The sequence below is a fragment of the Streptomyces sp. a15 genome (assembly GCF_059026085.1).
On sequence record NZ_JBWLKM010000088.1, the window covers coordinates 1 to 22,999 of the forward strand.

A 22,999-nucleotide genomic window follows, 5' to 3' on the forward strand; every position below is an offset into this window, starting at 1 on the left:
GGTGCCCGCGGTGTCCGGTGCGTGCTCTCGGTGTGCCGGACGGAAGGCCCCGTCGATGGCCCGGACGTACTTGGGCTCTCGGCCGGTGCGGCGAGGGTGCGTGCCGGGCGCCGTGGGTGCTGTGCGGGACTTTCGAAACACCCCCTAGTGCCGCTCCACCAGCACCGCACTCCCCTGTCCCACGCCCACACACATCGCCACCAGCCCCCGCCCCGCTCCCGTCCGCCGCATCCGGTGCAGCAGCGTCGTGAGGATGCGGGCGTCGGAGGAGCCCAGCGGGTGGCCGAGGGCGATCGCGCCGCCGCTCGGGTTGACCAGGTCCGGGTCGATGCCGAGCTGATCCACGCACGCGAGGGTCTGGGAGGCGAACGCCTCGTTGAACTCGGCGTCCTCCAGATCGCCGACACTCCAGTCGGCGCGGGCCAACACCTTGCGGGTGGCGGGTCCCGGGCCGATGCCCATCACGTCGGGGTGGACACCGGCCGAGGCACCGGCGACGTAGCGGCCGAGCGACTCCAGGCCGACTTCGTTCAGGGCCTCCTCGCTGACCAGGAGCAGTCCGGCGGCGCCGTCGTTCATCGGCGAGGCGTTGCCCGGCGTGACCGTGCCGCCCTCCCGGAAGACGGGCTTCAGCCGCGCCAGTTTTTCCGGCGAGGCGTCCTCGCGAATGCACTCGTCGCGGTCGACGACGACGCCGGCGGGCGCTCCGCCGGCAGCAGTTCGTCGTCGAAGTGGCCGTTCTTGCGGGCGTCCGCGGCCAGCCGGTGGCTGCGCAGCGTGAACGCGTCCTGCCGCTCACGGGTACGCCGTACCGTTCGGCGACCTCCTCCGCGGTCTCCCCCATGGCGAGCAGGCCGTGGAGTTCCTTCATCGCCGGGTTGACCAGGCGCCGGCCGAGCCGGGTGTCGACGGTCTCCATCCGGTGCGCCAGGGCCTCGTCGGGGCGGGGCAGTACGAAGGGGGCGCGGCTCATCGACTCAGAGCCGCCGGCGAGCACGATGTCGGTCTTAATTAGCGATGCTAGTTTTTGACTACAGACCCCCCTGCGACTCCAGGTGAAGATCCCCGGCGAGGCGTTTGCACCGGTTCGCCCTGGGCACCCGCGCCGCCATGGAGTGGTTGCCGCGAGGAGGAGGGCGAGACGCACTGCTCCGCACCACCAGAGACGACGCCGCAAGGAGAAGCACCGTATGACTGTCGTGAAGAGCACGATTCCCCAAGCCGCCCGTCAGGTCACCGGGGACGCACTGCAGAGCACGCTGGTGGACCTTCTCGGGCTCTCCCTGATCGGGAAGCAGGCGCACTGGAACGTCGTGGGCCCGCGCTTCCGTTCGATCCACTTCCAGCTCGACGAAGTGGTCACGGCCTCACGCGAGTTCGCCGACACCGTGGCGGAACGCTCCTCGGCGCTCGGCCTGCCGCCCGACGGCCGGCCGGAGACGATCGCGTCGGCGTTCACCCTGCCCGGCCCGAAGGACGGCTGGGTCCGTGACTCGGACGTCGTCGAGGTGATGGTCGAGGCCCTGGAGGCGGCGATCGGCCGGCTGCGCGAGCGCATCGAGGCGACCGAGAAGGCCGACCCGGTCACCCAGGACCTGCTGATCACGGTCACCGCCGAACTGGAGAAGCAGCGCTGGATGTTCGATGCGGAGAACTGGCCCAAGGACAGCTGACCAGCGCCCGAACCGATACGTACGAAGGGGCATTCGATGACCGACGCCCTCGAACTCGACGCGCTGTGGGAGGACTTCCACCGCGTGGTGAACATGACCTCGCAGGAGCTGGCCGCGTGGCTGCGGGTCCGCGACGCCGACGAGCACACGGAGCCGCTGCCGGAGAACGCGGGTACGCCCACGGGGCAGCACGTCCTCGCGATCCTGCAGAAGCGGCGCACGGATCTCACCGACGACGACCTCAGGGTGATGCACGAGGTCGTCGACACCGTGGTCGAAGAGACGGACATGGAGAACGAGCCGACGGCCGAGGACACGGCCCGCCGCCAGCGCCTGATGACGATCGGCCACGACCCGCTCAAGCCGTGACCGACCGGCCACGACGGCCGATCCCGCCGGACCGGTCGAAGTGGCCGAACCGGCCGTGCCCGCCGCCGCGTTGACGCGGCGGCGCTTGGCCGAACAGGTGGCCGAAGACCGCCTCTGCCACGTCGCATGATCGTGCCAGACTGCTCGAACCGCCTGCCGAGTGTTCCGCGGGCCTGTCGAGCAGAGGAGTACGGCGTGACCGAGCCGGCCGTCCACCGAACCGACACGAGCCCGATCGACACGAGCCGGACCGATACGAGCCAGACCGCTACGAGCCAGATCGCTACGAATCGGACCGGTCCGAGCCGGATCGACACCACCAGACCCCATCCGGCGCGGGTCTACGACTGGTTCCTCGGCGGCAAGGACAACTATCCGGTCGACGAGGAACTCGGCCGGCAGATCATGGCCATCGAGACGGGAGCCCCGCGGGCGGCCCACGCCAACCGCCGGTTCATGCACCGGGCCACCCGCCGGCTCGCTCGGGAGGCGGGAATCCGCCAGTTCCTCGACATCGGCACGGGCATACCCACCGAGCCCAACCTCCACCAGATCGCCCAGTCGGTCGCTCCGGACGCCCGGGTCGTCTACGTCGACAACGACCCGATCGTCCTGGCCCACGCCGAGGCTCTGCTGCACGGCACTCCCGAGGGCGTGACGGAGTATCTCCAGGCGGACGCGCGCGATCCACGAGGCATCCTCGAACAGGCCCGCCGCGCCCTCGACTTCGACCGGCCCATCGCCCTGTCCCTGATCGCCCTGCTGCACTTCGTCGCGGACGAGGACGGCGCGTACGAGCTGGTGGACACTCTCGTCGAGGCCCTCGCGCCGGGCAGCTGCCTGGTGCTGTCGGCGATGACGGCGGACTTCGAGCCGGAGCACGTACGGCGGGGCATCGCCGCCTATGCGGCGGGCGGGGTGACGCTGGTGGCCCGGTCGCAGGCCGAAATGGGCGGATTCTTCAAGGGGCTTGAAGTGATGGAGCCGGGAATCGTGTCGGTCGCCGACTGGCATCCGGAGCTCACCGCGGAAGGCGAGAAGCCCGACGGGGAGGGGCTCGTGTCGCTGTACGGCGCGGTCGGCCTCAAGCCCTGAAACCGACGCCCCTGACACCGACGCCCTGACGCCAACCCGTTCACTCCGCTTGCGCGACAGTCGTCCGCACCCTCCGATCCCCTCACGTCGGGAACACCGCCCGCACCTCCCAGCCGTGCCCGCCGCGCGGCCCCGCGTGCAGGTCGCCCCCCAGCGCCGTCACCCGCTCCTTCAGGCCGACGAGGCCGAAGCCGCCGCCGTGTGCGGCGTCCGGGAGTTGGCTGCCGCCGCGGCCGTCGTCCGTGACCGACACCTCCAGCCGGCCCTCGTCGTGGCGTAGGCGGACGGTGACCTGGGTGGCGTCGCCCGCGTGGCGCCGTACGTTGGTCAGCGCCTCCTGGACGACGCGGAAGGCGGCCGCCTGCACCTCGTGCGGGAGGTCGTCGTGGACGGTGGGGTCACGGAGCAGAGCGACCTTCTGGAGGGGGCCGGCGAAGCCCTCCGTGAGGTCGGCGATGCCGGCGAGGTCGCCCACCGGGCGGCGGTCGGCCGGGTCGGTGCCGGCGTCGCGCAGCACGCCGACCGTGCGGCGCATGGACGCCAGCGCCTCGGTCGCGGCGCGCTCGATGCCGGCGAGGACGGGGTCGAGTTCGTCCTGCCGCGAGTCGGCCATCATGCGGGCCACCTGGCTCTGGACGAGGATCCCGGTGACGTGGTGAGCGACGAAGTCGTGCAGGTCGGCGGCGATGGCGAGGCGCTCCGAGCGGCGGGTCTCACTCACGGCCACGGTCCGGCGGTAGTCCATGGAACGCAGATAGGCGGCGAACCCGGCGGTGAGTCCGATCAGGACCAGTGCGATCAGCATGAAGCCCTGCATGGTGTCCGGCTCGCTGCGCAGGGCCCGCACCGGCAGAGCCAGGACGGCTCCGCCGACGAGCGCGCCGCACGCCACGACCGATCCGCGCGGACAGTGCCGTACCGCGATGAAGAGCAGGCACAGCAGGATGGTCAGCTCGCCCGGGCCGAACAGGGCCTCCGGGTACTCCACCGTGGCCAGTGTGCAGAGGCCGGAGACCACGGCGGGCACGACGGTGCGCACCTGCGGGGTGAGCCAGGCGGGGCGCCGGTCGGCGGGCCACAGCACGGCGGCGCCGCCGACGAGCAGCACGACCGCGGCCGGCCAGGCGCCGGCGTCCTGGCCGGCGGCGTAGGCCAGGTCGACGGTCGCCGCGCTGAGCAGGGCGCCGACGCCGAAGCCCCTGGCCAGGCCCCGGGGAGAAACGGATCTCATGCCGCTCACGGTATGCGGCGCGGACGGCGGCGGGATCGGCCGAACGGTCGAGGCGGCACCGGGCGAACCCTGACCGTATGGCCGAGGCGCGCGGCCGGGTGCGCGGGCGAGGGTGGAGCCACTTCCTCAGCAGGCGGAGCCGCAGCCTGCGCCCCAGCCATCAGAGCCCTCAGGAGTACGTGATGCAGCGCAAGTTCCTCGTCGGTGCCGCCGGCGGTGCCGCCGCCGTCGCGGCCGTCTTCGGTGTCGGCACCCATCTGCTGTCCGGAACACAGTCGACCACCGGGCTGAACGACGATTCCGCGGTGTCCGTCGGCGGACACCGGGCACTGGCCGCCGGCATCGTCGCGGGCCGCACCGAGAGCAAGTACCACCCGCTGCCCTGGGTCGGGGCGAAGGTTTCCGGGATCACCTGTCCCACCGGCCTCAAGGCCGTCGCCGGGGCCACCGTCACCTGCACCGGCAAGAAGAGCGACGGGGAGACCGTCGACATACCGGTCACCGTGGTCAAGGCCACGGCCCACTCCGTCACCTGGAAGTTCGAGCGCTAGAAAAGGGCCCCGCCACATCATGAACACCGTTCTGGCCGGTCACGGCCTCGTGAAGAAGTACGGCTCCACCACCGCCCTGTCCGGCGTGGACGTCGAGGTCGGCGAGCGCGACTCGCTGGCGATCATGGGCCCGTCCGGGTCCGGCAAGTCCACCCTGCTGCACATCCTGGCCGGGATCGTCCGCCCGGACGGCGGGCAGGTGCTGCTGCGCGGCGAGCGAAGCGAGACGGGGGTCCCCCCGGCCGAAGGCTGGGAGCGCATCGACAAGCTGGGCGAGAACCGGCGCAGCGCGCTGCGCCGGAAGCGCTTCGGGTTCGTCTTCCAGTTCGGCCAGCTGCTGCCGGAGCTGCCCGCCGAGGAGAACGTGGCTCTGCCGCTGATGCTGGAGGGCACACCCCGCGCGCGGGCCGTCGAGCGGGCCCGCCGTTGGTTCGCCCCGCTCGGCCTCGACGGGCTGGAGAAGCGCCGGCCCGGCCAGCTGTCCGGCGGTCAGGCCCAGCGGGTGGCGATCGCCCGCTCCCTGGTCGTCGAACCGGACGTCGTCTTCGCCGACGAGCCGACCGGCGCCCTGGACCAGACCACCAGCACGGAGGTCGTCCGGCTGCTGACCTCGGTCACCCGCGAGCAGGGCGCCGCCCTGGTCATGGTCACGCACGACGCGGATGTCGCTGCCCACTGCGACCGCATCCTCCAGGTCCGGGACGGCCTGATCACCCACTACACCCAGTACACGGCAGCCTGAGACCCTCGCGCCCAGAACCTCCGGAGATACCGATGCGTTCCCCCGTCCTGCCCCTGACCTGGCATCTGGCCCGGTCCTCCGGCCGCCGCGGCCTGCAGAGCCAGCTGCTGGCGGCCGGGGCCGCCGCCGTCGGCGCGTTCGTCATGCTGGTGATGATCGCCGCCACCTCCGGCGCCGGCATCCGCGCCGACCACACGACCTGGCGCACCCCCGACGCCGTACCGGCGAAGCGGGCCACCGCCGTCCAGGCGCTCGCCACGACGTACGTCCGCCACGAGCCCGTGACCGTCGTCTCGCTGGCCCGACTGCCCGGCCGCGGGACCACTCCCGCACCGCCCGGCCTGAGCGTCTTCCCGAAGAAGGGCGAGGTGTACGTCTCCCCCGCCCTGGCCGCACTGCTGCGCGAGCTCCCCGCGAACCAACTGGCCGACCGCTTCCCGAAGGTGACGTCGTACGGCACGATCGGCGCCGCCGGTCTCGCCTCGCCCGACGAACTGGTCGCCGTGGTGGGCCGGGCGCCGGGCGACCCGGCGGTGTCCGCGGCGGCCGAGGGCAGCACCCCGTGGTTCGACGAGGGGCAGAGCGCCCGTGCCGAGATCTCCGGGTTCTCCGGAACGCAGAAGCCCCTGCTCACGGGCTTGGACAAGGGGATGGTGCTGCTGGGTCTGGTGCTGCTGGCGATGCCCGTGGTCGTGCTGTCCTCGGCGGCCGGGAGGCTCGGCGCGGCCCGCCGCGAGCAACGGCTGGCCGCGCTGCGTCTGGCAGGGGCCACGCCCCGGCAGATCCTCACGATGACCGCGGTCGAGGCGGCGGCGGTCGGCGCGGCCGGTGCCGTGACGGGCGCGCTCGCGTACGTGGCGCTGCTGCCGGTCCTCGCCGAGGTCCCGTACGGCGTCGGCGGCTGGTACACCGATCAGCTGTGGGTGGGCCTGCCGTGGTTCGCCGCTGTGGTGGCCGGTGTCACGGTGCTCCTCACCGTCAGCGCGGTGTCGATGCTGCGCCAGGTGGCGACCACGCCGCTGGGCGTGGCCCAGGAGGCGAACCCGCGCCGCACCCGCTGGATCCGGTTCGCTCTGTTCGCGGTGGCCCTGCTCTACATATGGCAGTCCGCGGGCAGCGGCGAGCTGTCGCCCCGGCAGGCGCTGGTCCTGCTGGGGCTGTTCTACGGCACGTTCTGGCTGTTCGGGCCTTGGGTCGTGGACCGGCTGGGCCGGATCGTGAGCCGCTTCGCCCGCCGCCCGGCGACCCTGCTGGCCGCGCGGCGGCTCAGCGACGACCCGCGCGGCGCCTGGCGGACCGTCAGCGGCCTGGTGCTCGCCGGATTCGTGGCCGGATTCTTCTCCGTGAGCCAGCTGGGCAGCCTGGGCAGCCCGGACTACGGGGACCAGGTCGCCGTGGTCGCCCCGAGCCCCGCCGACGCCCGGCTCGCCGCCACCGAGGCCCGGACACTGCTCGACCGCGCGGGCGTCGCCGCGACCGTCACCACCGGCGGCGCCGACGACTCCGGCAACCTGCTGGGCGGCAACCCGGGGCTGATCGCCCATGTCGTCGGCGGTACGGAGCGGATCGACGCGGCCGTCACCGCCCTCACGTCCGTCGCGGCGGGCACGCCCCCGTACACCGGGGACTACGCGACGGCGCCCGACCGCATCGCCATCGACCGCGTCTCCGACGTCAGCACCGCCACCCTGGCCCTGAGCTTCGCCTTGGCGACCGCCTCCGCCGGACTCACCGCGGCGGCGAACGTCCTGGACCGGCGGCGGGTGTACGGCCTGCTGCGGCTGGCCGGGACCCCGTTGCGGGTGCTGAACCGGGCCCGGGTGCGCGAGACGGTCCTCCCCCTGGTCGTCCTGGCCGGCGGCACCACCGCGATGGGGGTCTACGGCTCCTACCAGCTCAACAAGGCGGCCGACGTCACGATCAACACCACCGGCGCCCTGCAGCTGGCCGCCTGCGTGGTCGTCGGCGCGCTGGCGATGTTCGCCGCCATCGCCGGCAGCAGACCGCTGCTGCGGAAGGTCACGGACGGTCCGGCCCCGACCGCGGACTGATGAGCGCCGGGGCCCGCCGCACCTGTCGGCAGGCCCTCCCCCTCCAACCCCTGAGGCATGATCGAGCCATGACGAGCCCCACCCCGACCGGCGCCCCCATCCGTGTCCTCATCGCCGACGACCAGGAGATGGTCCGTACCGGTTTCCGTTTCTTCCTGGACGCGCAGCCCGACATCACGGTGGTCGCCGTGGCCGCCGACGGCGAGGAGGCCGTCGCGCTGGCCCGCGAGGTGCGGCCGGACGTGTGCCTGCTGGACATCCGGATGCCGAAGCTGGACGGGCTGGAGGCCACCCGGATGCTGGCGGGGCCTCAGGTCGCCGACCCGATGCGGGTGGTCGTGGTGACCACCTTCGACCTCGACGAGTACGTGTACGGGGCGCTGCGCGGCGGCGCGTGCGGGTTCCTGCTCAAGGACTCGGGGCCGACCCTGCTGGCGGAGGCGGTCCGTGCGGCCGCGGCCGGCGACTCCCTGGTCTCCCCGTCGGTCACCGTCCGTCTCCTCAGACACGTCACCGAGACCCCGCAGCCGAGCGCCCCGGCCCGTCCGGCGTCCCCCGCCGAACCCCTCACCGACCGCGAACTCGACGTGGTCCGCCTGGTCGCCCTCGGCCGCACCAACGCGGAGATCGCCGCCGAGTTGTACGTCTCCCTGTCCACGGTCAAGACGCACCTGTCCAGCGTCCAGCTCAAGCTGGCGGCGCGGAACAGGGTGGAGATCGCGGCCTGGGCGTGGCAGAACGGGCAGGTACGGGCCGGATCCTGACCGGTGCTCAGCCGTCCGAGCGGATGAGGCCCGTCAGGTACCGCCACAGCGACGACCGCCGCTTGGCGGCCTGGTCCGGTACGTCCGCCGCGGGCGTCTCGGCCTCCGGGAGCGCCGGGACATAGCGTGCGGGCGATGCGGTGAGCTCGTAGCGCACGGGCAGCGAGCGCAGCCCTCGCATGAACGGCGAGGAGCGCCAGGGCAGTTGGTCGACGGGGAGGGCGAGTTCCAGGTGCCCGAACCGTTCGAAGAGGCGGCTCACTCCGGCCGCCGCGATCGTCGACGCCAGTTCGCGGGCCGGGCACTGGCGGGGCCCCGCGCCCCACGAGAGGTGCGCCCTGCTGCTGATGGTGGAGGAGCCCGGTGTCATCTGTCCGGAGAAGAGGGGGTCGGCGTGCGCGGCGGCGGAGGACACCCACACGGGGTCGCCGGCGTGGATGGTGTAGTTCCCGAGCCGGGTGTCCGCGGTCGCGAACCGCGGGACGAAGTTGACCAGGGGCGGCTTGCGCATGACCACCCGGTTCATGGTCTCCCGGACCATTCCCGCGGACAGGGTGGTGCGCACTCCGCCTTCGCGCTCTCCGGAGATCACCTCGACCACGGTGTTGGAGATGAGGATGCCGACGTGGTCGGAGGTCATACCGAGCAGCATGAACAGTTCCCGGGCCAGCTCGTCGACCGAGAGGTCGGGATGGGCGGCCAGCAGGTGGGAGGGGAAGTCGTCCCCCGGTCGCTCGAGCTTGGCGGCGGCCAGCTCCGAGAGCGTCTTCAGAAGCCGCTCCAGGGCGGGTTCGGCGTCCGGGCCCGCGTCCAGCACCCGCCACATGTCCATGAGGGCGTCGTCGCCCTGGGAGCCGGGGAAGCCGAGCAGGTGGCTCGCCGCCATCAGCGGGAGCGGTCGGGAGAACTGCGCCGACAGGTCGGCCATGCCGGTGCCGCCGCCTTGGGCGAGCAGAGTGATCAGCTCGTCGGCGTAGACCGTGACGGCCGACTTCAGCCGCTTGGCCTGGGGGTGCCGCGGATCCTGGAACGGCCGGAGAGCCGCGTCCCAGGCGGTGCGCAGCGCGGAGTAGCCCGAACCGCCCTGGATCAGCACGTGGTTGACCTCGAGGGAGGGGCCCAGCGGCCAGTCGGCGGGCACCAGGCCCTCCGACCGGGCCCGCCAGTTCTCCAGACCCTTCGGCCACCCGGCGTCGTCCTGCAGTACCTCGAGCGACTCGCGGTAGCCGAGGACGAGCCACGCGGGCACGCCGAGCAGGTCGACCGGCGCGACCGGACCGTGGCGCTGTCGCAGCCGCTCGTAGACGAGCCCGGGACGCGTCTCGTAGTCCCGGGTCAGCAGGGGCTCCGGGTCCAGGGCTTCCAGCCGCGCGCCGTTCGGCACCGGCTCCCGTTCGTCGACCAGGTGGAACTCCATGGTTCTGCCGCCCCTTCGCCACCGCGCGTAGCGGTCTGCAGCCTGTGAGTGCTTGCGGACCGGTGAGACGGTACCTCAGGCATCGCGCGCATCACACAGCGGGGTACCCGCCGGTAATGAGAAACGCGCAACCTCTCCTCAAGTCGCCCCACCACGTGGCGCACTCCTCACCCGAACAGGCCCGTGCGCTGGTGGGCCGAGAGGGCCGGTGGTGCGCTGAGGAGACGTACCCCGTTCTCAGGAGGCACCCTCGATGACCGCTCGTCCGTCCTCGCGTTCCGTCCGGTTCCTCGCCTCGGCCCTGGCGGCGGGCGCGCTGATGGCCACCGCGGCCTGCTCGGACGACGGCGGCGACAGCGACGGCGGTTCCGCGGCCGCGGAAGTCGCCGCCTCGCCGTTGGCCGCGAAGTCGCCCACCGCCTCGCCGACCACCTCGCCGGCCGGCCGCCTCACCGCGGCCGGGGCCCGGGCCGCACTGCTCACCGAGGCCGACCTGGAGGACGACTGGGCGCAGGTGGGCGACAAGGAGGCCGCCTCCTGGCGCGAGAACATGCTCGTCGGCAAGGTCGACGTCGCGGAGTTCCTGACCGCCAAGACCGACGCCGCCGACTGCCGGCAACTGCTCGACACCCTCTACAGCGACGACCTGCTGGGCAAGCCGTCCGGGGCGGGCGCGCTCAGGGGCTTCGAGCAGGGTGACTCCCGCCTTCTCCAGCAGGTCGCCGCCTACGACAAGGTGGCCCTCGACGAGTCCCTGGCCTGGCTGAAGACCCTGCCCGCCGAGTGCGACCAGTTCACGGCGACCGATGACACAGGCGACGAGCGCACGGTCCAGGTGACCGAGACCTCCGTGCCGAACGTGGGCGACGCCCGCCAGGGCCTGCACGTGACCGTGCAGGGCACGGCCGCCGACACGCCGGCCACCCTGACCCTGGACGTCGCCGTCGTCCGGGTCGGCACCGACGCGATCACCGTCACCGCCGGCGGTCTCGACGGGGGCGAGGACGACTCGGTCGAGCGGGCGGTCGAGCAGGGCACCCAGCGGCTGAAGGACGTACAGGCGGGCCGGACACCGGCCGCGGACCCCGGCGAGATCGACTGACCGCCTGCTCCCGCCCCTGCGAACCGCCTTTCGGCTCGGCCGTTTCCGGGACAAGCTGATCATCGGACGGCACAATGGCGGTGACGGCAGCAGGCGCGAGAAGGAGCGAAGACGTGAGCGAGAGCCACACCCCGTCCGGCGGATCGGCGAGGCTGAACACCGGTGTGGCGCACAACGCGCGCGTGTGGAACTACTGGATCGGCGGCAAGGACAACTACGAGGTCGACCAGCAGGTCGGCGAGCACGTCGCCGGGATGTTCCCGATCATCCGGGAGATCGCCCGCGCCGACCGCTGGTTCCTGGGCCGGGCGGTCCGGTTCCTCGCCGAGGAGCAGGGCGTCCGCCAGTTCCTCGACATCGGCACCGGGCTGCCGACGGTGGACAACACTCACGAGATCGCCCAGCGGATCGCACCCGAGTCGCGGATCGTCTACGTCGACAACGACCCCATCGTCCTGGTGCACGCCCGCACCCTGCTCACCAGCACCACCGGGGGCGTCACCGACTACATCGACGCCGACGTGCACGACCCGGACGCCATCCTCGAACGGGCCGCGCAGACCCTCGACTTCAGCAAGCCGGTCGCGGTCATGATGCTGGGCATCCTCAACTTCGTCCTGGACACCGCCAAGGCGCGGGACATCGCGCGCCGCGTCATGGCCGAGCTGCCCTCCGGCAGTTACCTGGCCCTGACGCACCCCACCTTCGACGCCGACCTCGGCGGCGAGGGCCAGATCCCGGCGATGAAGTTCTGGAACGAGAACGCCACGCCGCCGATCTGCGCCCGCAGCCGCGAGGACATCGCCGCGTTCTTCGAGGGACTCGAGCTGCTGGAGCCGGGGCTGGTGTCGTGCTCGCAGTGGCGTGCCGAGCCCGATTCCCCCGTCGTGGTACCGCAGTTCGGCGCGGTGGCCGTGAAACCCTGACGCAGGCGCCGATCCGGCCGAGCTCGTCGTGGAGGACGTATGACCACCCTTGCCGACCCCGTCCCCGGCGGACGTCCCGGAGAGGCCGAACGGGCCGCCGCACTCGCCGACGAGCTGGCCGGCCGGGGCGTGCACGGCATCGTCCTGTCCTACGTCGACACCGCGGGCGTCACCCGGGTCAAGACCGTCCCGACGAAGCGGCTCGCCGCGGCGGTGACCTGGGGCGTCGGCATGTCGCCCGTGTTCGACACCTTCCTCGCCGACGACTCGATCGTCGCCACCGACGTGCTCGGCTCACCGGACGGCGATCTGCGGCTGTATCCCGACCTGGACCGACTGGTGGCGCTGGCCGGGCAGCCCGGCTGGGCGTGGGCGCCGGTCGACCGGATCACGCAGGAGGGCGAGCCGCATCCGGCCTGCGGGCGTACTCTCCTGCGCCGGATCGTCCGAGAGGCCGCCGAGCGGCACGGGCTCGCCTTCAAAGCGGGCGTCGAGGTCGAGTGGGCCGTCGGTCAAGGGCCGTCGGCCGACGGGGACTTCGTGCCCGCGACGACGGGACCGGCGTACAGCGCCACCCGGCAGGTCGAGCTCGGCGACTACACCGCAGACCTGCTGGCGGCCCTGGCGGCGCAGGGTGTTGAGGTCGAGCAGCTCCATCCCGAGTACGCGGCCGGGCAGTTCGAGGTGTCGGTGGGCGCGCTCGACCCGGTGGCGGCGGCCGACAGCAGCGTGCTGGTCCGGCAGACGATCCGCGCGGTGGCGGGGCGCCACGGCCTCGTCGTCTCCTTCGCCCCGGCGGTCCTCGCCGAGGGCGTCGGCAACGGCGGCCACATCCACCTCTCCGCCTGGCGCGACGGCACGAACCTGCACTCCGGGGGCAGCGGCCGGTACGGCATGACGGCCGAGGCCGAGTCCTTCGCGGCCGGGGTGCTCGCCCACCTGCCCGCTCTCACCGCCGTGACCGCGCCGAGCCCGGCCAGCTATCTGCGGCTCAAACCGTCCCAGTGGGCCGGGGTGTTCACCGCCTGGGGCCGAGAGACCCGCGAGGCGGCGCTGCGCGTGATCACGGGCACGGCGGGTGTCCGCGACCGGGCCGCGAACCTGGAGGTCAAGCCGGTCGACCTGGCCGCCAACCCCTATCTCTCGCTCGCCGGTCTGATCGCCGCCGGCCTGGACGGCCTGACCTCGTCCGCGCCGCTGCCCGAGGAGACCACCGGGGATCCGGCCCTGCTCGACGCCGAGAAGGCGGCGGCCCGGGGTGTACGACGGCTGCCGTCCGCCCTGTCCGAGGCGGTCGAGGCGTTCCGCGCCGACGAGGTGCCGCGGACCGCGCTGGGCCCCGTCCTCGCCGACGCGGTGATCGCCGTACGCCTGGGGGAGATCGCGGCCGTCGCCGGGCTGGACGACGAGGGCGTGGCGGCGGCGTACCGCTGGAAGTACTGACATGGGCGCGGGTCCCGTGCACGAAACACTCGACGCCCTACGGCTCGTGGACCACCACTGCCACGGCGTCGTCACCGCCGACCTCGACCGGGCCGGCTTCGAGTCGCTGCTCACCGAGGGCGAGGCGTGGCCGGGGATCTCGCCGTTCGACAGTCCGGTCGGCGTGGCCGTCCGCCGCCACTGCGCTCCCCTGCTGGACCTGCCGCGCCACGCGCCCGCCGAGGAGTACCTCGCCCGGCGGGCCGAGCTCGGCGCGCGCGAGGTGAACCGCCGGTTCCTCGCCGCCGCGGGCACCGAGGTGTTCTGCGTCGACACCGGGTTCACCCCGGACCGGCTCACCACGCCGCGGGAGCTGGCGAAGGCCGCGGGCGGCCGGGCGTACGAGGTGGTACGGCTGGAGGCCGTCGCCGAGGCGGTGGCGGCGGGCGGGGTCGAGCCCGACGCGTACGCGGAAACGTTTCGCGCTGCCGCGCTGGAGGCCGTACGGCGGCCCGGTGTGGTGGCGGTGAAGTCCGTCGCCGCCTACCGCACCGGCTTCGACCTGGATCCGGCGAGGCCCTCGGACGCGGACGTCAGCGATGCGGCCCGGCGCTGGCTCGCCGAGGGCGGCGGCCGGCTGGCCGATCGGGTCCTCGTACGGCAGCTGCTGTGGACCGCCGTGGACCTGGGACTGCCCCTCCAGCTGCACACCGGCTTCGGGGACGCGGACATCCGGCTGCACCGGGTGGATCCCACCCACCTGACGGACTGGCTGCACCTGACCGCCGGCACCATCCCGGTGCTCCTGCTGCACTGCTGGCCCTACCAGCGCCAGGCGGCCTATCTGTCGGCGGTGTTCGAACAGGTGTACCTCGATGTGGGGCTCACCCTGCACCACGTCGGTCCCGCCCGGGCCGGGGCGGTCCTGGCGGAGGCGACGGAGATCACGCCGTTCCGCAAACTGCTGTACAGCTCCGACGCGTACGGTGTGGCGGAGTTCTACCACCTCGGCGCGCTGGCCTTCCGGCAGGGCCTGGCCGGCCTGCTCCAGGAGCGGGTGGACGCCGACGAGCTGAGTCTGCCGGACGCGCTGCGGATCGCGGCGTGGACGGGCGGCGGCAACGCCCGCCGCCTCTACGGACTGCCCCCGACCGACACCGATCCCCACCCGCCCAGCACCGACCGCCACAGCGACTGAGCGTTCGCGATTCCCGGAAAGTATGATCAAGCAATGTCTGACATGACCGATACCACGCCCGGCTGGCTCACTTCCGACGAGCTCGAGATGGCGCGCGCCCGGATGCCGATCCTGTACGTCGAGGCGGTGCCCGTGCGCGTCGACGACAGCGGCGAAGTCACCAGCGTCGGCCTGCTGCTGCGCATCGGGTCCGACGGAACGGTCAGCCGGACTCTGGTCTCCGGCCGCGTCCTGCACCACGAACGGGTCCGCGACGCCCTGCTGCGCAACCTGGAGAAGGACCTCGGCCCGATGGCGCTGCCCCGGGTCCCGGCCTCCCTGCAGCCCTTCACCGTCGCCGAGTACTTCCCCACCCAGGGCATCACGCCGTACCACGACCCCCGTCAGCACGCGGTGTCCCTCGCCTACGTCGTCCCGGTCAGCGGCGACTGCCGCCCCCGTCAGGACGCCCTCGACCTGGTCTGGTTCAGCCCGCAGGACGCCCTGTCGCCCGCGATGCAGAGCGAGATGCCGGGCGGGCACGGGGTGCTGCTGAAGCAGGCGCTGGCGCACGTGGGCTGCTCGGTCTGAGCGGTCCGACGGCGGCACTGCCGGTCGTGGTTGGTCGTCGGTGCGGGGATCGTGGGTTCGTCGATCGCCTGCCACCTGGCTCGCCGCGGGGCCTCGGTGCCCCTGCTCGAGCGGGGGCCGGCCCCCGCCACGGGCGTGACCGGTGGATCCTTCGCGTGGATTCGGCGGGTGCGGCGGGGACTGGCCTGGCCGGGCGGCGCGCGGGACCTGCGTGGGTCCGATCCCGTGGCGGTCACGGGAGGGCTGGCGGGTGCAAGGGGGGTCTGAGGGGCGGCCGTCGAATCGCCGGCGATCGTCGGCGGGCGGGTGGTGGGGGTGGCTTCCTCCGTCGGTTCTCATCCCACGTCGGTGGTGGTACTGGCCGCGGGTACCGAGGTCGTGGGGCCGGCCGGACCACTGGGCGTCGAGGTGCCGGTCACCGTCTCCCCCGCCTGTCTGGTGCGGCTCGCGGCACCGCCCGGACCGGTCCGGGGATTTGTCGCCACGCCGGATTTCGAGGTGCCGGTCACCGTCTCCCCGCCTGTCTGGTGCGGCTCGCGGCACCGCCCGGACTGGTCCGGGGCATTGTCGCCACGCCGGATTTCGAGGTGCGGGAAGTGAGTGCGGGACAGCGGCGTTCCGGGACGCCGACGGCTGCCGGGTGCTGGACTGCCGTACCAGCGGGCGGCTCAGCCGTCACATTGGCGCCCACTGTCGGGCGGCTGGTCGCGGCGGAGCTCGTCACCGGGGAAACGGCGGCCGAACCGCGCCGCTGCCGGTTGGCGTGCGGCGCGGACTGACGCGCGGGCTCACTCCGGATCTTCGGTCCTGCGCTGGGTGGTGCCGGGCTCGCCCGTGTCGCGTCGCCACTCGACGACCAGCTCGTCCTTGGTGCCGAAGCGGACCAGGTGACGGCCGACGACGTCTTCGAGCAGGTCGAGGTGTTCGGCCTCCGACTCCACGGAGAGCAGCAGGGCGCCGTCGACGGCGGTGAGCGCTCCGGTGCCGTTCTGGAAGAGCAGGCGGCCCTCGCCGGTCTTCTCGTCCCAGCTGGTCCGACTGCGGCGGCCGAGGTGGGAGGCGAGTTGCTTGGCGTAGCGCTGCGGTCGGTCGGTGACGACGCGGGCTTCGGAACGGGGCATGGCGTACTCCGGGGATCGCGGTGTGCGGCGAACGTCTCGATGGTGCCGGAGCGGCGCGCGGAACACGCACCTTCCCAGGCGTCACACGCCGCAAAGTATGGATGCCTTCCGCGTCACTCACACCACGCTTGAGGCCGGCTTGACCCAGGGGAGTTGGCGACCGGACCGGCGTCCTGAGGCAGCGCTCCCCTTAGAGTGCCGAACCGGCAACGGGCCCCGCAGTGACGGACCGAGGTCCCTGCGGGTGCCGGAGCGGTACGACTCCGACGCTGCGGCCGTCGTGGTCCAGCAGCCGCCCCATGTGCTTGACCGTGCGCAGCACGACGGAGCGGTCGGCGACGGTCAGGCGCGGCAGCTTGCGTGAGAGGTGGGCCTCGAAGGCGTGCACGTCGTGCAGGTCGCGCAGCCAGACGTCGACGACCAGGTTGTACGGCCCCGCGGTGATCGCACAGGAGCGGACCTCGCGCACCCCGGCCAGCACCCGGCTGGTCTCCGCCACGAACCGGCCCGGCACCGAGGCGAAGTACACGGCGGACAGCGGCCATCCCGACAGCGGCCGGGCCAGGTCGCAGCGCAGGCTCAGCCGGGCGGCGAGCAGGGACTGGAGTCTGCGGCGCACGGTCGTGAGGCTGGTGTCGGTCCGTGCCGACAACTCGCGCAGCGACATGCGCCCGTCCGTGCTCAACAGTTCCAGCAGGCCCGCGTCCAGGTCGTCCCAGCGGGCCTCGGCGGCGGGCGCGGGCAGAGCGGGCGAGGGGGCGGCCGCCTCGATATGCGCGCTCTGTGCCGCGTCCAGGCTCCGCAGCCGCCATCGGCTGCCCTCGGTGGGGACGCCGGTCGACACATGGGTCCGGGTCGCCCGTATGCCCGGTGTGCGCTGGAACAGCTGCGTGGTGAGGCGGGCCAACTCGTCGAGGCTGCGGGCCTGTACGGCGGCCACCAGGTCCCGTCCGCCCGCGGTGAGCTTGATGTTCAGCACCGCCGGGTCCGCGGCGAGGGCCTGCGCCACGTCCTCGGCGACGCCCGGCTCGGTGTCCACCTCGATCACACCGCTCACCACGATCCGCGAGTTGTCCAGCCGGGGGTAGGCGGTCACCCAGGCCAGGCCCGCCTCCTGAAGCCGGTGCCAGCGCCGCGCGGCGGTGACCGGGTTGACCCCGAGCACCTCGCCGACGAGCGTCCACGGGGCTCTGGGATGGATCTGCAGGGCCTGCACGACACCCCGGTCGAGTTCGTCGAGTTCGAGGGCGGCGCCCTCCTCACCGGTGTCCTCCGCGGCACTATCCTGCGCGCCCTCGGGTGGCACTTCTCTGCGCGCGTCCGGGGATTCCGGCCCGAAAACTGCATCGTCACATCGGGTTTTCCTGCGCACCCCACACTCCCCTTCGCCAGTTGCCGACAACAAAGGAGCGACCGCGCCCCATGACGGAAGCCACCACGCCCGAGACCACCCGGACCGCTCTACGGGTCCACCGTGCCCGGCTGATCGACGGCACCGGCTCGTCCCCCGTGGACGACGCCGTCGTCACCATCGATGCCCAGGGCACCATCACCTACGCCGGTCCCGCCGCGACGGCGCCCCCGGTCACCGAGGACGACTCCTCGGTCCGGGTCGTCGACGCCGGTGGCCGCACCGTACTGCCCGGCTTCTTCGACTGTCACGTCCATCTCGCCTACGCGCACGGCTCGCCGCCCGGCCGCCGCGCCGAGCTGGACCCGGTCCTGGTCACCCTGGACACGGCCACCCGACTGCGGCAGACCCTCGACGCCGGCATCACCACCGCCCGTGACCTGGGCGGGCTTTCGGCGGGCTTCCGTACGGCCGTCGCGTCCGGCCGGATCGTCGGTCCGCGGCTGCACACGGCCGTACGGATCATCAGCCACACCGGCGGCCACGCCGACGTCCGGCTGCCCGACGGCACCGACCTGAGCGCCGGGATGTCGGAGATCGCCGACGACACCGACGCGGCCCGGCTCGCGGTGCGCCGGGTGCTGCGCGACGGCGCGGACCTGGTGAAGGTCTGTGCCACGGGCGGCATGGGCAGCCCCTACGACGACCCGGACGACGAGGGCCTGTTGGAGGAGGAGATCCGCGCCGTCGTGGACGAGGCCCGCCGGCACGGCGGGAAGCCGGTGGCCGCCCACGCCCAGGGCAACGCGGGCATCCTCAACGCGATCCGCGGCGGCGTCACCAGCATCGAGCACGGATACGGCCTGGACGAGCGGGCGTTGGACATGGCGGGCGAGCGGGGCGTGTTCGTCGTACCGACGCTGTCCACCGTGTACGCGGGCATCAACAAGGAGACGATGGCGGACTACCACTACCAGAAGAAGGTCCGCTGGTCCGGCACCACCAAGGAGAACATCGCCCGGGCCATCGAGTTCGGCGCCCGGATCGCGCTCGGCACCGACGCCGCCGTCGGTCCGCACGGCGTGAACCTGATGGAGCTCGGCTATCTGGTGGACCTGGGCATGGACCCCATGGCGGCGATCGTCGCCGGGACCCGCACCTCCGCCGAACTCCTCGGCCTCGCCGACCGGTTGGGCACCCTGGCGGCCGGCCGCACCGCCGACCTCGTCGTCTGCGACGGAGACCCCCTCCAGGACATCGGCGTCCTCGGCGACCCCGCGAACATCGTCTGCGTCGTCCAGGACGGCGTCGTACGCAAAGACCTCCTGCCGTCGGCCGCCGATACCGGAAGGCGCCCCTGATGTCCTCGCTCACCGACCTCCCGGCCCCCGACAGCAAGTCCCCGCACACACGTCGCCCCGGCCGCGTCGACCGCGCGCTCTCCCTCATCGAACGGGTGGGCAACGCGCTGCCGAACCCGATCGTCCTGTTCACCGCCCTCTTCGTGATCCTGGCCGTCGTCTCCACCGCGCTGGCGCTCGCCGACGTGCAGGTCACCGTTCCCGGCACCGACGAGACCAAGGCCGTCACCGGCCTGTTCACCGGCGAGGGCGTGCGCTGGCTGGCGGAGAACATGGTCACCAACTTCGCCACGTTCCCGCCCATCGCCGCCGTACTGCTCATGATCATGGCGGTGGGGGTCGCGGAGAAGGCCGGCCTCCTGGAGACCGTCATGCGGGCCACGCTGGCCCGCGCACCGCGCGCGGCGCTGCCGTACCTGGTGGCGCTGATCGCCTGTCAGGCGCACATGGTCAGCGACGTCGCCTCCATCGTGCTGCCGCCGCTGGCGGCCGTGGTCTTCAAGAGCGCAAGTCGCCATCCCGTGGCCGGTCTGATCGGCGGCTTCGCCTGCGTCGGCGCGGGCTACGCCGCCGGCTTCACCATCGGTTCCCTCGACGCCCTCTACATCGGCATCACCCAGCAGGCCGCCTCGGTGCTCCCGGCCGCCCAGGACCTCGACCTCAACCTGCTCGTCAACTACTTCTTCACCGCGTCCAGCAGCCTCGTCCTCGGCCTGCTGGGCGGCTTCCTGATCAGCCGCGTCCTCGAACCCCGCCTGAGCCCGTACGACGCCGCCGCGGCCTCGGCCGACGAGCCCGAGGAGCAGGACCTCACCCTCACTCCGGTCCAGCGGCGCGGCCTGCTGCTCACGGCCCTGGTCGTCCTCCTCTACACGGGCGCGGTCCTGTCCCTGTGGCTGCCCGAGGGTGCCCCGCTGCGCGGCGAGGGCGGCGCACTCGTCCCCTCTCCCCTGCTCACCGGCATCGTCCCGGTGCTGTTCGGCGCGTTCCTGCTGGCCGGGCTCACCTACGGGTTCACCGTCAAGGCGCTGACCGGTTCGGAGGGCGTGGTCACCGCCATGTCCGACTCGGTGCGGAACATGTCCGGCTACATCGTCCTGATGTTCGTCGCCGCCCAGGTCATCGCCCTGTTCAACTGGTCCAACGTGGGCATCCTGCTCGCCGTGAAGGCTGCGGCCGGACTGGACGCCATCGGCCTGACCGGCTTCTGGGCGCTCGTCGCCTTCGTCCTGCTGGCGGCCTGCCTCAACCTCTTCATCGTGTCCGGGTCCGCCCTGTGGTCGCTGGTCGGTCCGGTGTTCGTCCCGGCGTTCATGCTGCTCGGCATGAGCCCGGCCCTCAGCCAGGCCGCCTTCCGCATCGGCGACTCGGCCACCGGCATCATCACGCCGATGAATCCGTACGTCTTCCTGCTGCTCGCGCTGCTGCGACGGTACGAGCCCGAGGCACGGCTGGGCACGCTCATCGCCCGGCTGTCGATCTTCGTCGTGCCGTTCCTGGTGGTGTGGCTGGCGATCCTGGGGATCTTCTACGGCTTCGACCTGCCGCTGGGGCCCGGGGCGCACATCGGCCTGAAGTGAGGGTCGGGGTTGTCGGCAGGCGCCGGGGCCACGCCCACCGGGCTCGCGTTCAGTGCAGGTCGGCCCGCGCGGGGCTGTCCTCGGCGGAGCTGTCGTCGAGGAAGCCGCCCGACTGGTGCTGCCACAGTTTCGCGTAGGCGCCGCCCGACGCGAGCAGTTCGTGGTGCGTGCCCTGCTCGATGATCCGTCCGCGGTCGAGGACGACGAGTTGGTCCATGGTGGCGACCGTGCTCAGCCGGTGCGCCACCACGAGCGCCGTCCGCCCCTCCATGAGCCGCCACAGCGCCTCCTGGACGAGGATCTCGCTCTCCGAGTCCAGGGCGCTGGTCGCCTCGTCGAGCAGCAGGATCGGCGCGTCGCGCAGGATCGCCCTGGCGAGAGCGACCCGCTGCCGCTGTCCGCCGGACAGCTTGACGCCGCGCTCGCCCACCATGGTGTCGAAGCCGTCGGGCAGGGCGTCGGCGAACTCCGTGACGTGCGCCGCCTCGGCCGCGCGGCGGATTTCGGCGTCGGTGGCGTCCGGCCGGGCGAACGCGATGTTGTCCCGCAGCGTGCGGTGGAACATGGCCGGGTCCTGCGGCACGTAGGCGATCATGCCGCGCAGGTCGGTCTGGCGCAGCCTGCTGATGTCCTGGCCCCCGATGAGGATCCGGCCGCCCTCGATGTCCGTCATCCGCAGCAGCAGCCGGCTGAGCGTGGTCTTGCCGCCGCCGGACCGGCCGACGAGACCGATCTTCGTCCCGCTGGGCACGGTCAGGTCGAGGCCCTCGAAGAGCGGCTCCGAGCCCGCGTGGGCGAAGGTCACCCGCTCGAAACGGACGTCGGCGGCCCCGGGCAGCAGCGGCTCCGGCACCGCCGGGTCGAGCACGGTCGGCGGCGTCAGCAGCAGTTCGGTGAACTGCGCGGCCTCCGTCATGGAGCTCTCCAGGCGACGGTAGATCTGGTTGAACTCGAACATGATCCGCGTCGCGTTGGTGTAGTACGTGAAGGCGACCACGACCGCCTCCACGCCGAGCCTGCCCCCGCCGAGCGCGACCGCGAGCAGCAGGCCCAGTGCGTTGGTGAGGATGGACATCGGCGCGATGAACGTGTCGATGCGCAGGTTGCCGTAGTCCCACGACCTCAGCGAGAGGCGTCGCGACTCCGCGACGCGGGACCGGTGCTCGGCGGCCTCGCGTTCCTCCGCGGCGAACGCCCGGACCGTGTCCATGTTCATCAGGCTGTCGGCGACGTGGCCCGACACCCGGGCGATCGCCGCCTCGCGCTGGTCGACGAGTGCCTGGCGGCGCCGGATGAGGGGTGCCACGCACAGCGCGGTCAGTGCGATCATCGCCAGGAGACCGACCACGAGCAGCGGTTCGTAGCGCCACAGCACCACCGACCCGAACAGCAGCGGTACGAAACTCCCCACAACCGAGAACGTCAGAGTGTCGACGAACTGCTCGAAACGGGAGGCGAAGCTCAGGACCCGCTTCGTCAGCGACCCCGCGAAGTTGTCGTGGAAGAACGCCGCGTCCTTGGCGAACAGCTCGTCCATGCCGATCACGTACAGATGCTCGATGCCGAGGGCGTCGAGCCGGTTCAGGCAGTGCACGCCGACCCGCCACAGCGCCTCCGCGAGCAGCAGGACGCCGGCGAAGCCGAGGACGTAGGGCAGCGTCGAGCCGATGGCGATTCCCGCGTCGTCGGCGATGCGGCCGACGAGCTTCGCGACGACCAGCGGCGCGACGTAGTTGAGGCCGATGTTGCCCAGCGCCGACAGCAGCATCGCGGGCACCGTCAGCCACCGGAGCCGGGCCAGCTCCCGTCCGTAGTAACGAAGTGCGAGGAGCACCGAGCCCCTGCGCGGCGGAACCTCGCGCGATTCAGGCGTTCCCATCCCCACCCCGTGTTGTCGTGCGCCGGCCCGCCGAACGCGGGGCGCGACGACTGGGCCCCCGCGCGGCTCGCGCCGACGTCGACACCGACGTGCGAGTACGGGGAGGCCAGGAATCGCAGTGTCCCGTGACGGTGCCCGGGGAATCCAGGCGTTTTTCTCGGCCGGCGGCAGGCGCACGGAGGCGCGGGCCGAGGGCCGGCGAGCGCCCGCCACGCCGTCACCGCTGCCGACAGGGCCCGCGCATCGGTCGTCATGTCGCGACAACGCGTGCCGCAAACGCATCCAGCGGGCCTGCCACTGTCGGCAGACCCGCTGGATGAACACCGTCGGGACGACAGGATTTGAACCTGGGACCCCTTGACCCCCGGTTGGGTGGTCCATGAGCGTCGTTACTCACCTGTCCGCATCCGGGCCCGCGGCCACTACCAGCGCCTTTGACGACCGGTATTTGCCGAATCGCTGACGACTGACAGGAAACCGCCGTTAATATCCAGGCACGTTCGGGTGGCCGGAGCCAATGCCCCCCGCGCAGCGAGCGAGAACTGCCCGGGTACAGGCCACCTTCCGTGCGAAGTCCCCGCCCGTGGACGTTCCGC

At 72.3% G+C, this 22,999-nt stretch carries 20 protein-coding genes and 1 pseudogene; 15 read left to right on the forward strand and 6 right to left on the reverse strand.

Annotation, left to right across the window (positions count from 1 at the left end):
- Positions 1–144: 144 nt before the first annotated feature.
- Positions 145–1,009: pseudogene (locus tag AC5P09_RS43585) on the reverse strand (thiolase family protein); the annotation flags it as partial.
- A gap of 181 nt (positions 1,010–1,190) precedes the next feature.
- Between AC5P09_RS43585 and AC5P09_RS43590 the strand changes: the two are divergent.
- The 3 genes from AC5P09_RS43590 (at position 1,191) to AC5P09_RS43600 (ending at position 3,137) form a co-directional block, all read left to right on the forward strand.
- Entirely contained in the window at positions 1,191–1,673 is a 483-nt protein-coding gene (locus tag AC5P09_RS43590; protein ID WP_493879234.1) for a Dps family protein, read from the forward strand.
- Positions 1,674–1,709: 36 nt separating this feature from the next.
- Complete coding sequence (locus tag AC5P09_RS43595; protein ID WP_493879235.1) at positions 1,710–2,042, forward strand: DUF3140 domain-containing protein; 333 nt, start codon at positions 1,710–1,712, stop codon at positions 2,040–2,042.
- A 279-nt stretch (positions 2,043–2,321) separates the two neighbouring features.
- Positions 2,322–3,137: an SAM-dependent methyltransferase gene (locus tag AC5P09_RS43600; RefSeq protein WP_493879255.1), complete on the forward strand. Its 816-nt coding sequence runs from the start codon at positions 2,322–2,324 to the stop codon at positions 3,135–3,137.
- A gap of 82 nt (positions 3,138–3,219) precedes the next feature.
- On the opposite strand, the gene AC5P09_RS43605 is transcribed toward AC5P09_RS43600, so the two are convergent.
- A complete protein-coding gene (locus tag AC5P09_RS43605) occupies positions 3,220–4,368 on the reverse strand; it encodes a sensor histidine kinase (RefSeq protein ID WP_493879236.1) in 1,149 nt (382 codons plus the stop codon).
- A gap of 182 nt (positions 4,369–4,550) precedes the next feature.
- On the opposite strand from AC5P09_RS43605, the gene AC5P09_RS43610 reads away from it, so the two are divergent.
- The 4 genes from AC5P09_RS43610 (at position 4,551) to AC5P09_RS43625 (ending at position 8,476) form a co-directional block, all read left to right on the forward strand.
- Complete coding sequence (locus AC5P09_RS43610) at positions 4,551–4,919, forward strand: DUF4333 domain-containing protein (RefSeq protein ID WP_493879237.1); 369 nt, start codon at positions 4,551–4,553, stop codon at positions 4,917–4,919.
- 19 nt (positions 4,920–4,938) lie between these two features.
- A complete protein-coding gene (locus AC5P09_RS43615; RefSeq protein WP_493879238.1) occupies positions 4,939–5,661 on the forward strand; it encodes an ABC transporter ATP-binding protein in 723 nt (240 codons plus the stop codon).
- Positions 5,662–5,693: 32 nt separating this feature from the next.
- Entirely contained in the window at positions 5,694–7,712 is a 2,019-nt protein-coding gene (locus AC5P09_RS43620) for an FtsX-like permease family protein (protein ID WP_493879239.1), read from the forward strand.
- 68 nt (positions 7,713–7,780) lie between these two features.
- Positions 7,781–8,476 carry a response regulator gene (locus AC5P09_RS43625; protein ID WP_493879240.1) on the forward strand — a complete coding sequence of 232 codons (696 nt, stop codon included), beginning with the start codon at positions 7,781–7,783 and terminating at the stop codon, positions 8,474–8,476.
- Between the two features lie 7 nt (positions 8,477–8,483).
- On the opposite strand, the gene AC5P09_RS43630 is transcribed toward AC5P09_RS43625, so the two are convergent.
- The gene (locus AC5P09_RS43630; RefSeq protein ID WP_493879241.1) at positions 8,484–9,893 is read right to left on the reverse strand and encodes a cytochrome P450; all 1,410 of its coding nucleotides are present in this window, start codon (positions 9,891–9,893) and stop codon (positions 8,484–8,486) included.
- Between the two features lie 253 nt (positions 9,894–10,146).
- Here AC5P09_RS43630 and AC5P09_RS43635 point away from each other — a divergent pair, with 253 nt between their 5' ends.
- From AC5P09_RS43635 to AC5P09_RS43660, 6 genes are all read left to right on the forward strand, one after another.
- Positions 10,147–10,995: a hypothetical protein gene (locus tag AC5P09_RS43635; protein WP_493879242.1), complete on the forward strand. Its 849-nt coding sequence runs from the start codon at positions 10,147–10,149 to the stop codon at positions 10,993–10,995.
- Between the two features lie 113 nt (positions 10,996–11,108).
- On the forward strand, positions 11,109–11,921 hold the full coding sequence (locus tag AC5P09_RS43640; RefSeq protein WP_493879243.1) for an SAM-dependent methyltransferase: 813 nt from the start codon (positions 11,109–11,111) through the stop codon (positions 11,919–11,921).
- Between the two features lie 39 nt (positions 11,922–11,960).
- On the forward strand, positions 11,961–13,364 hold the full coding sequence (locus tag AC5P09_RS43645; RefSeq protein ID WP_493879244.1) for a type I glutamate--ammonia ligase: 1,404 nt from the start codon (positions 11,961–11,963) through the stop codon (positions 13,362–13,364).
- 1 nt (position 13,365) lies between these two features.
- Positions 13,366–14,541, forward strand: coding sequence for an amidohydrolase family protein (locus AC5P09_RS43650; RefSeq protein WP_493879245.1), 1,176 nt, complete (start codon positions 13,366–13,368; stop codon positions 14,539–14,541).
- Positions 14,542–14,574: 33 nt separating this feature from the next.
- Positions 14,575–15,111: an NUDIX hydrolase family protein gene (locus AC5P09_RS43655; protein ID WP_266450475.1), complete on the forward strand. Its 537-nt coding sequence runs from the start codon at positions 14,575–14,577 to the stop codon at positions 15,109–15,111.
- A gap of 51 nt (positions 15,112–15,162) precedes the next feature.
- Positions 15,163–15,378, forward strand: a complete 216-nt coding sequence (locus AC5P09_RS43660; protein WP_493879246.1) for an FAD-dependent oxidoreductase — start codon at positions 15,163–15,165, stop codon at positions 15,376–15,378.
- A 521-nt stretch (positions 15,379–15,899) separates the two neighbouring features.
- Here AC5P09_RS43660 and AC5P09_RS43665 read toward each other — a convergent pair.
- Both AC5P09_RS43665 and AC5P09_RS43670 read right to left on the reverse strand, forming a co-directional pair.
- Positions 15,900–16,232 (reverse strand): DUF2218 domain-containing protein, encoded by a 333-nt coding sequence (locus tag AC5P09_RS43665; RefSeq protein ID WP_493879247.1) that lies wholly within the window; start codon positions 16,230–16,232, stop codon positions 15,900–15,902.
- Between the two features lie 190 nt (positions 16,233–16,422).
- Positions 16,423–17,538: an Lrp/AsnC family transcriptional regulator gene (locus AC5P09_RS43670; RefSeq protein ID WP_493879248.1), complete on the reverse strand. Its 1,116-nt coding sequence runs from the start codon at positions 17,536–17,538 to the stop codon at positions 16,423–16,425.
- Between the two features lie 116 nt (positions 17,539–17,654).
- Here AC5P09_RS43670 and AC5P09_RS43675 point away from each other — a divergent pair, with 116 nt between their 5' ends.
- Positions 17,655–18,944: a metal-dependent hydrolase family protein gene (locus AC5P09_RS43675; RefSeq protein ID WP_493879249.1), complete on the forward strand. Its 1,290-nt coding sequence runs from the start codon at positions 17,655–17,657 to the stop codon at positions 18,942–18,944.
- A complete protein-coding gene (locus tag AC5P09_RS43680) occupies positions 18,944–20,524 on the forward strand; it encodes an AbgT family transporter (RefSeq protein ID WP_493879250.1) in 1,581 nt (526 codons plus the stop codon). The genes AC5P09_RS43675 and AC5P09_RS43680 overlap by 1 nt, the downstream gene beginning before the upstream one ends.
- 49 nt (positions 20,525–20,573) lie before the next feature.
- On the opposite strand, the gene AC5P09_RS43685 is transcribed toward AC5P09_RS43680, so the two are convergent.
- Positions 20,574–22,403 (reverse strand): ABC transporter ATP-binding protein, encoded by a 1,830-nt coding sequence (locus AC5P09_RS43685; RefSeq protein ID WP_493879251.1) that lies wholly within the window; start codon positions 22,401–22,403, stop codon positions 20,574–20,576.
- Between the last annotated feature and the right edge of the window lie 596 nt (positions 22,404–22,999).

Coding starts and splice junctions, on each gene's coding strand:
- AC5P09_RS43590 (WP_493879234.1), top strand. CDS start 1,191: ATGACTGTCGTGAAGAGCACGATTCCCCAAGCCGCCCGTCAGGTCACC.
- AC5P09_RS43595 (WP_493879235.1), top strand. CDS start 1,710: ATGACCGACGCCCTCGAACTCGACGCGCTGTGGGAGGACTTCCACCGC.
- AC5P09_RS43605 (WP_493879236.1), bottom strand. CDS start 4,368: ATGAGATCCGTTTCTCCCCGGGGCCTGGCCAGGGGCTTCGGCGTCGGC.
- AC5P09_RS43610 (WP_493879237.1), top strand. CDS start 4,551: ATGCAGCGCAAGTTCCTCGTCGGTGCCGCCGGCGGTGCCGCCGCCGTC.
- AC5P09_RS43615 (WP_493879238.1), top strand. CDS start 4,939: ATGAACACCGTTCTGGCCGGTCACGGCCTCGTGAAGAAGTACGGCTCC.
- AC5P09_RS43620 (WP_493879239.1), top strand. CDS start 5,694: ATGCGTTCCCCCGTCCTGCCCCTGACCTGGCATCTGGCCCGGTCCTCC.
- AC5P09_RS43625 (WP_493879240.1), top strand. CDS start 7,781: ATGACGAGCCCCACCCCGACCGGCGCCCCCATCCGTGTCCTCATCGCC.
- AC5P09_RS43630 (WP_493879241.1), bottom strand. CDS start 9,893: ATGGAGTTCCACCTGGTCGACGAACGGGAGCCGGTGCCGAACGGCGCG.
- AC5P09_RS43635 (WP_493879242.1), top strand. CDS start 10,147: ATGACCGCTCGTCCGTCCTCGCGTTCCGTCCGGTTCCTCGCCTCGGCC.
- AC5P09_RS43645 (WP_493879244.1), top strand. CDS start 11,961: ATGACCACCCTTGCCGACCCCGTCCCCGGCGGACGTCCCGGAGAGGCC.
- AC5P09_RS43650 (WP_493879245.1), top strand. CDS start 13,366: ATGGGCGCGGGTCCCGTGCACGAAACACTCGACGCCCTACGGCTCGTG.
- AC5P09_RS43655 (WP_266450475.1), top strand. CDS start 14,575: ATGTCTGACATGACCGATACCACGCCCGGCTGGCTCACTTCCGACGAG.
- AC5P09_RS43665 (WP_493879247.1), bottom strand. CDS start 16,232: ATGCCCCGTTCCGAAGCCCGCGTCGTCACCGACCGACCGCAGCGCTAC.
- AC5P09_RS43675 (WP_493879249.1), top strand. CDS start 17,655: ATGACGGAAGCCACCACGCCCGAGACCACCCGGACCGCTCTACGGGTC.
- AC5P09_RS43680 (WP_493879250.1), top strand. CDS start 18,944: ATGTCCTCGCTCACCGACCTCCCGGCCCCCGACAGCAAGTCCCCGCAC.
- AC5P09_RS43685 (WP_493879251.1), bottom strand. CDS start 22,403: ATGGGAACGCCTGAATCGCGCGAGGTTCCGCCGCGCAGGGGCTCGGTG.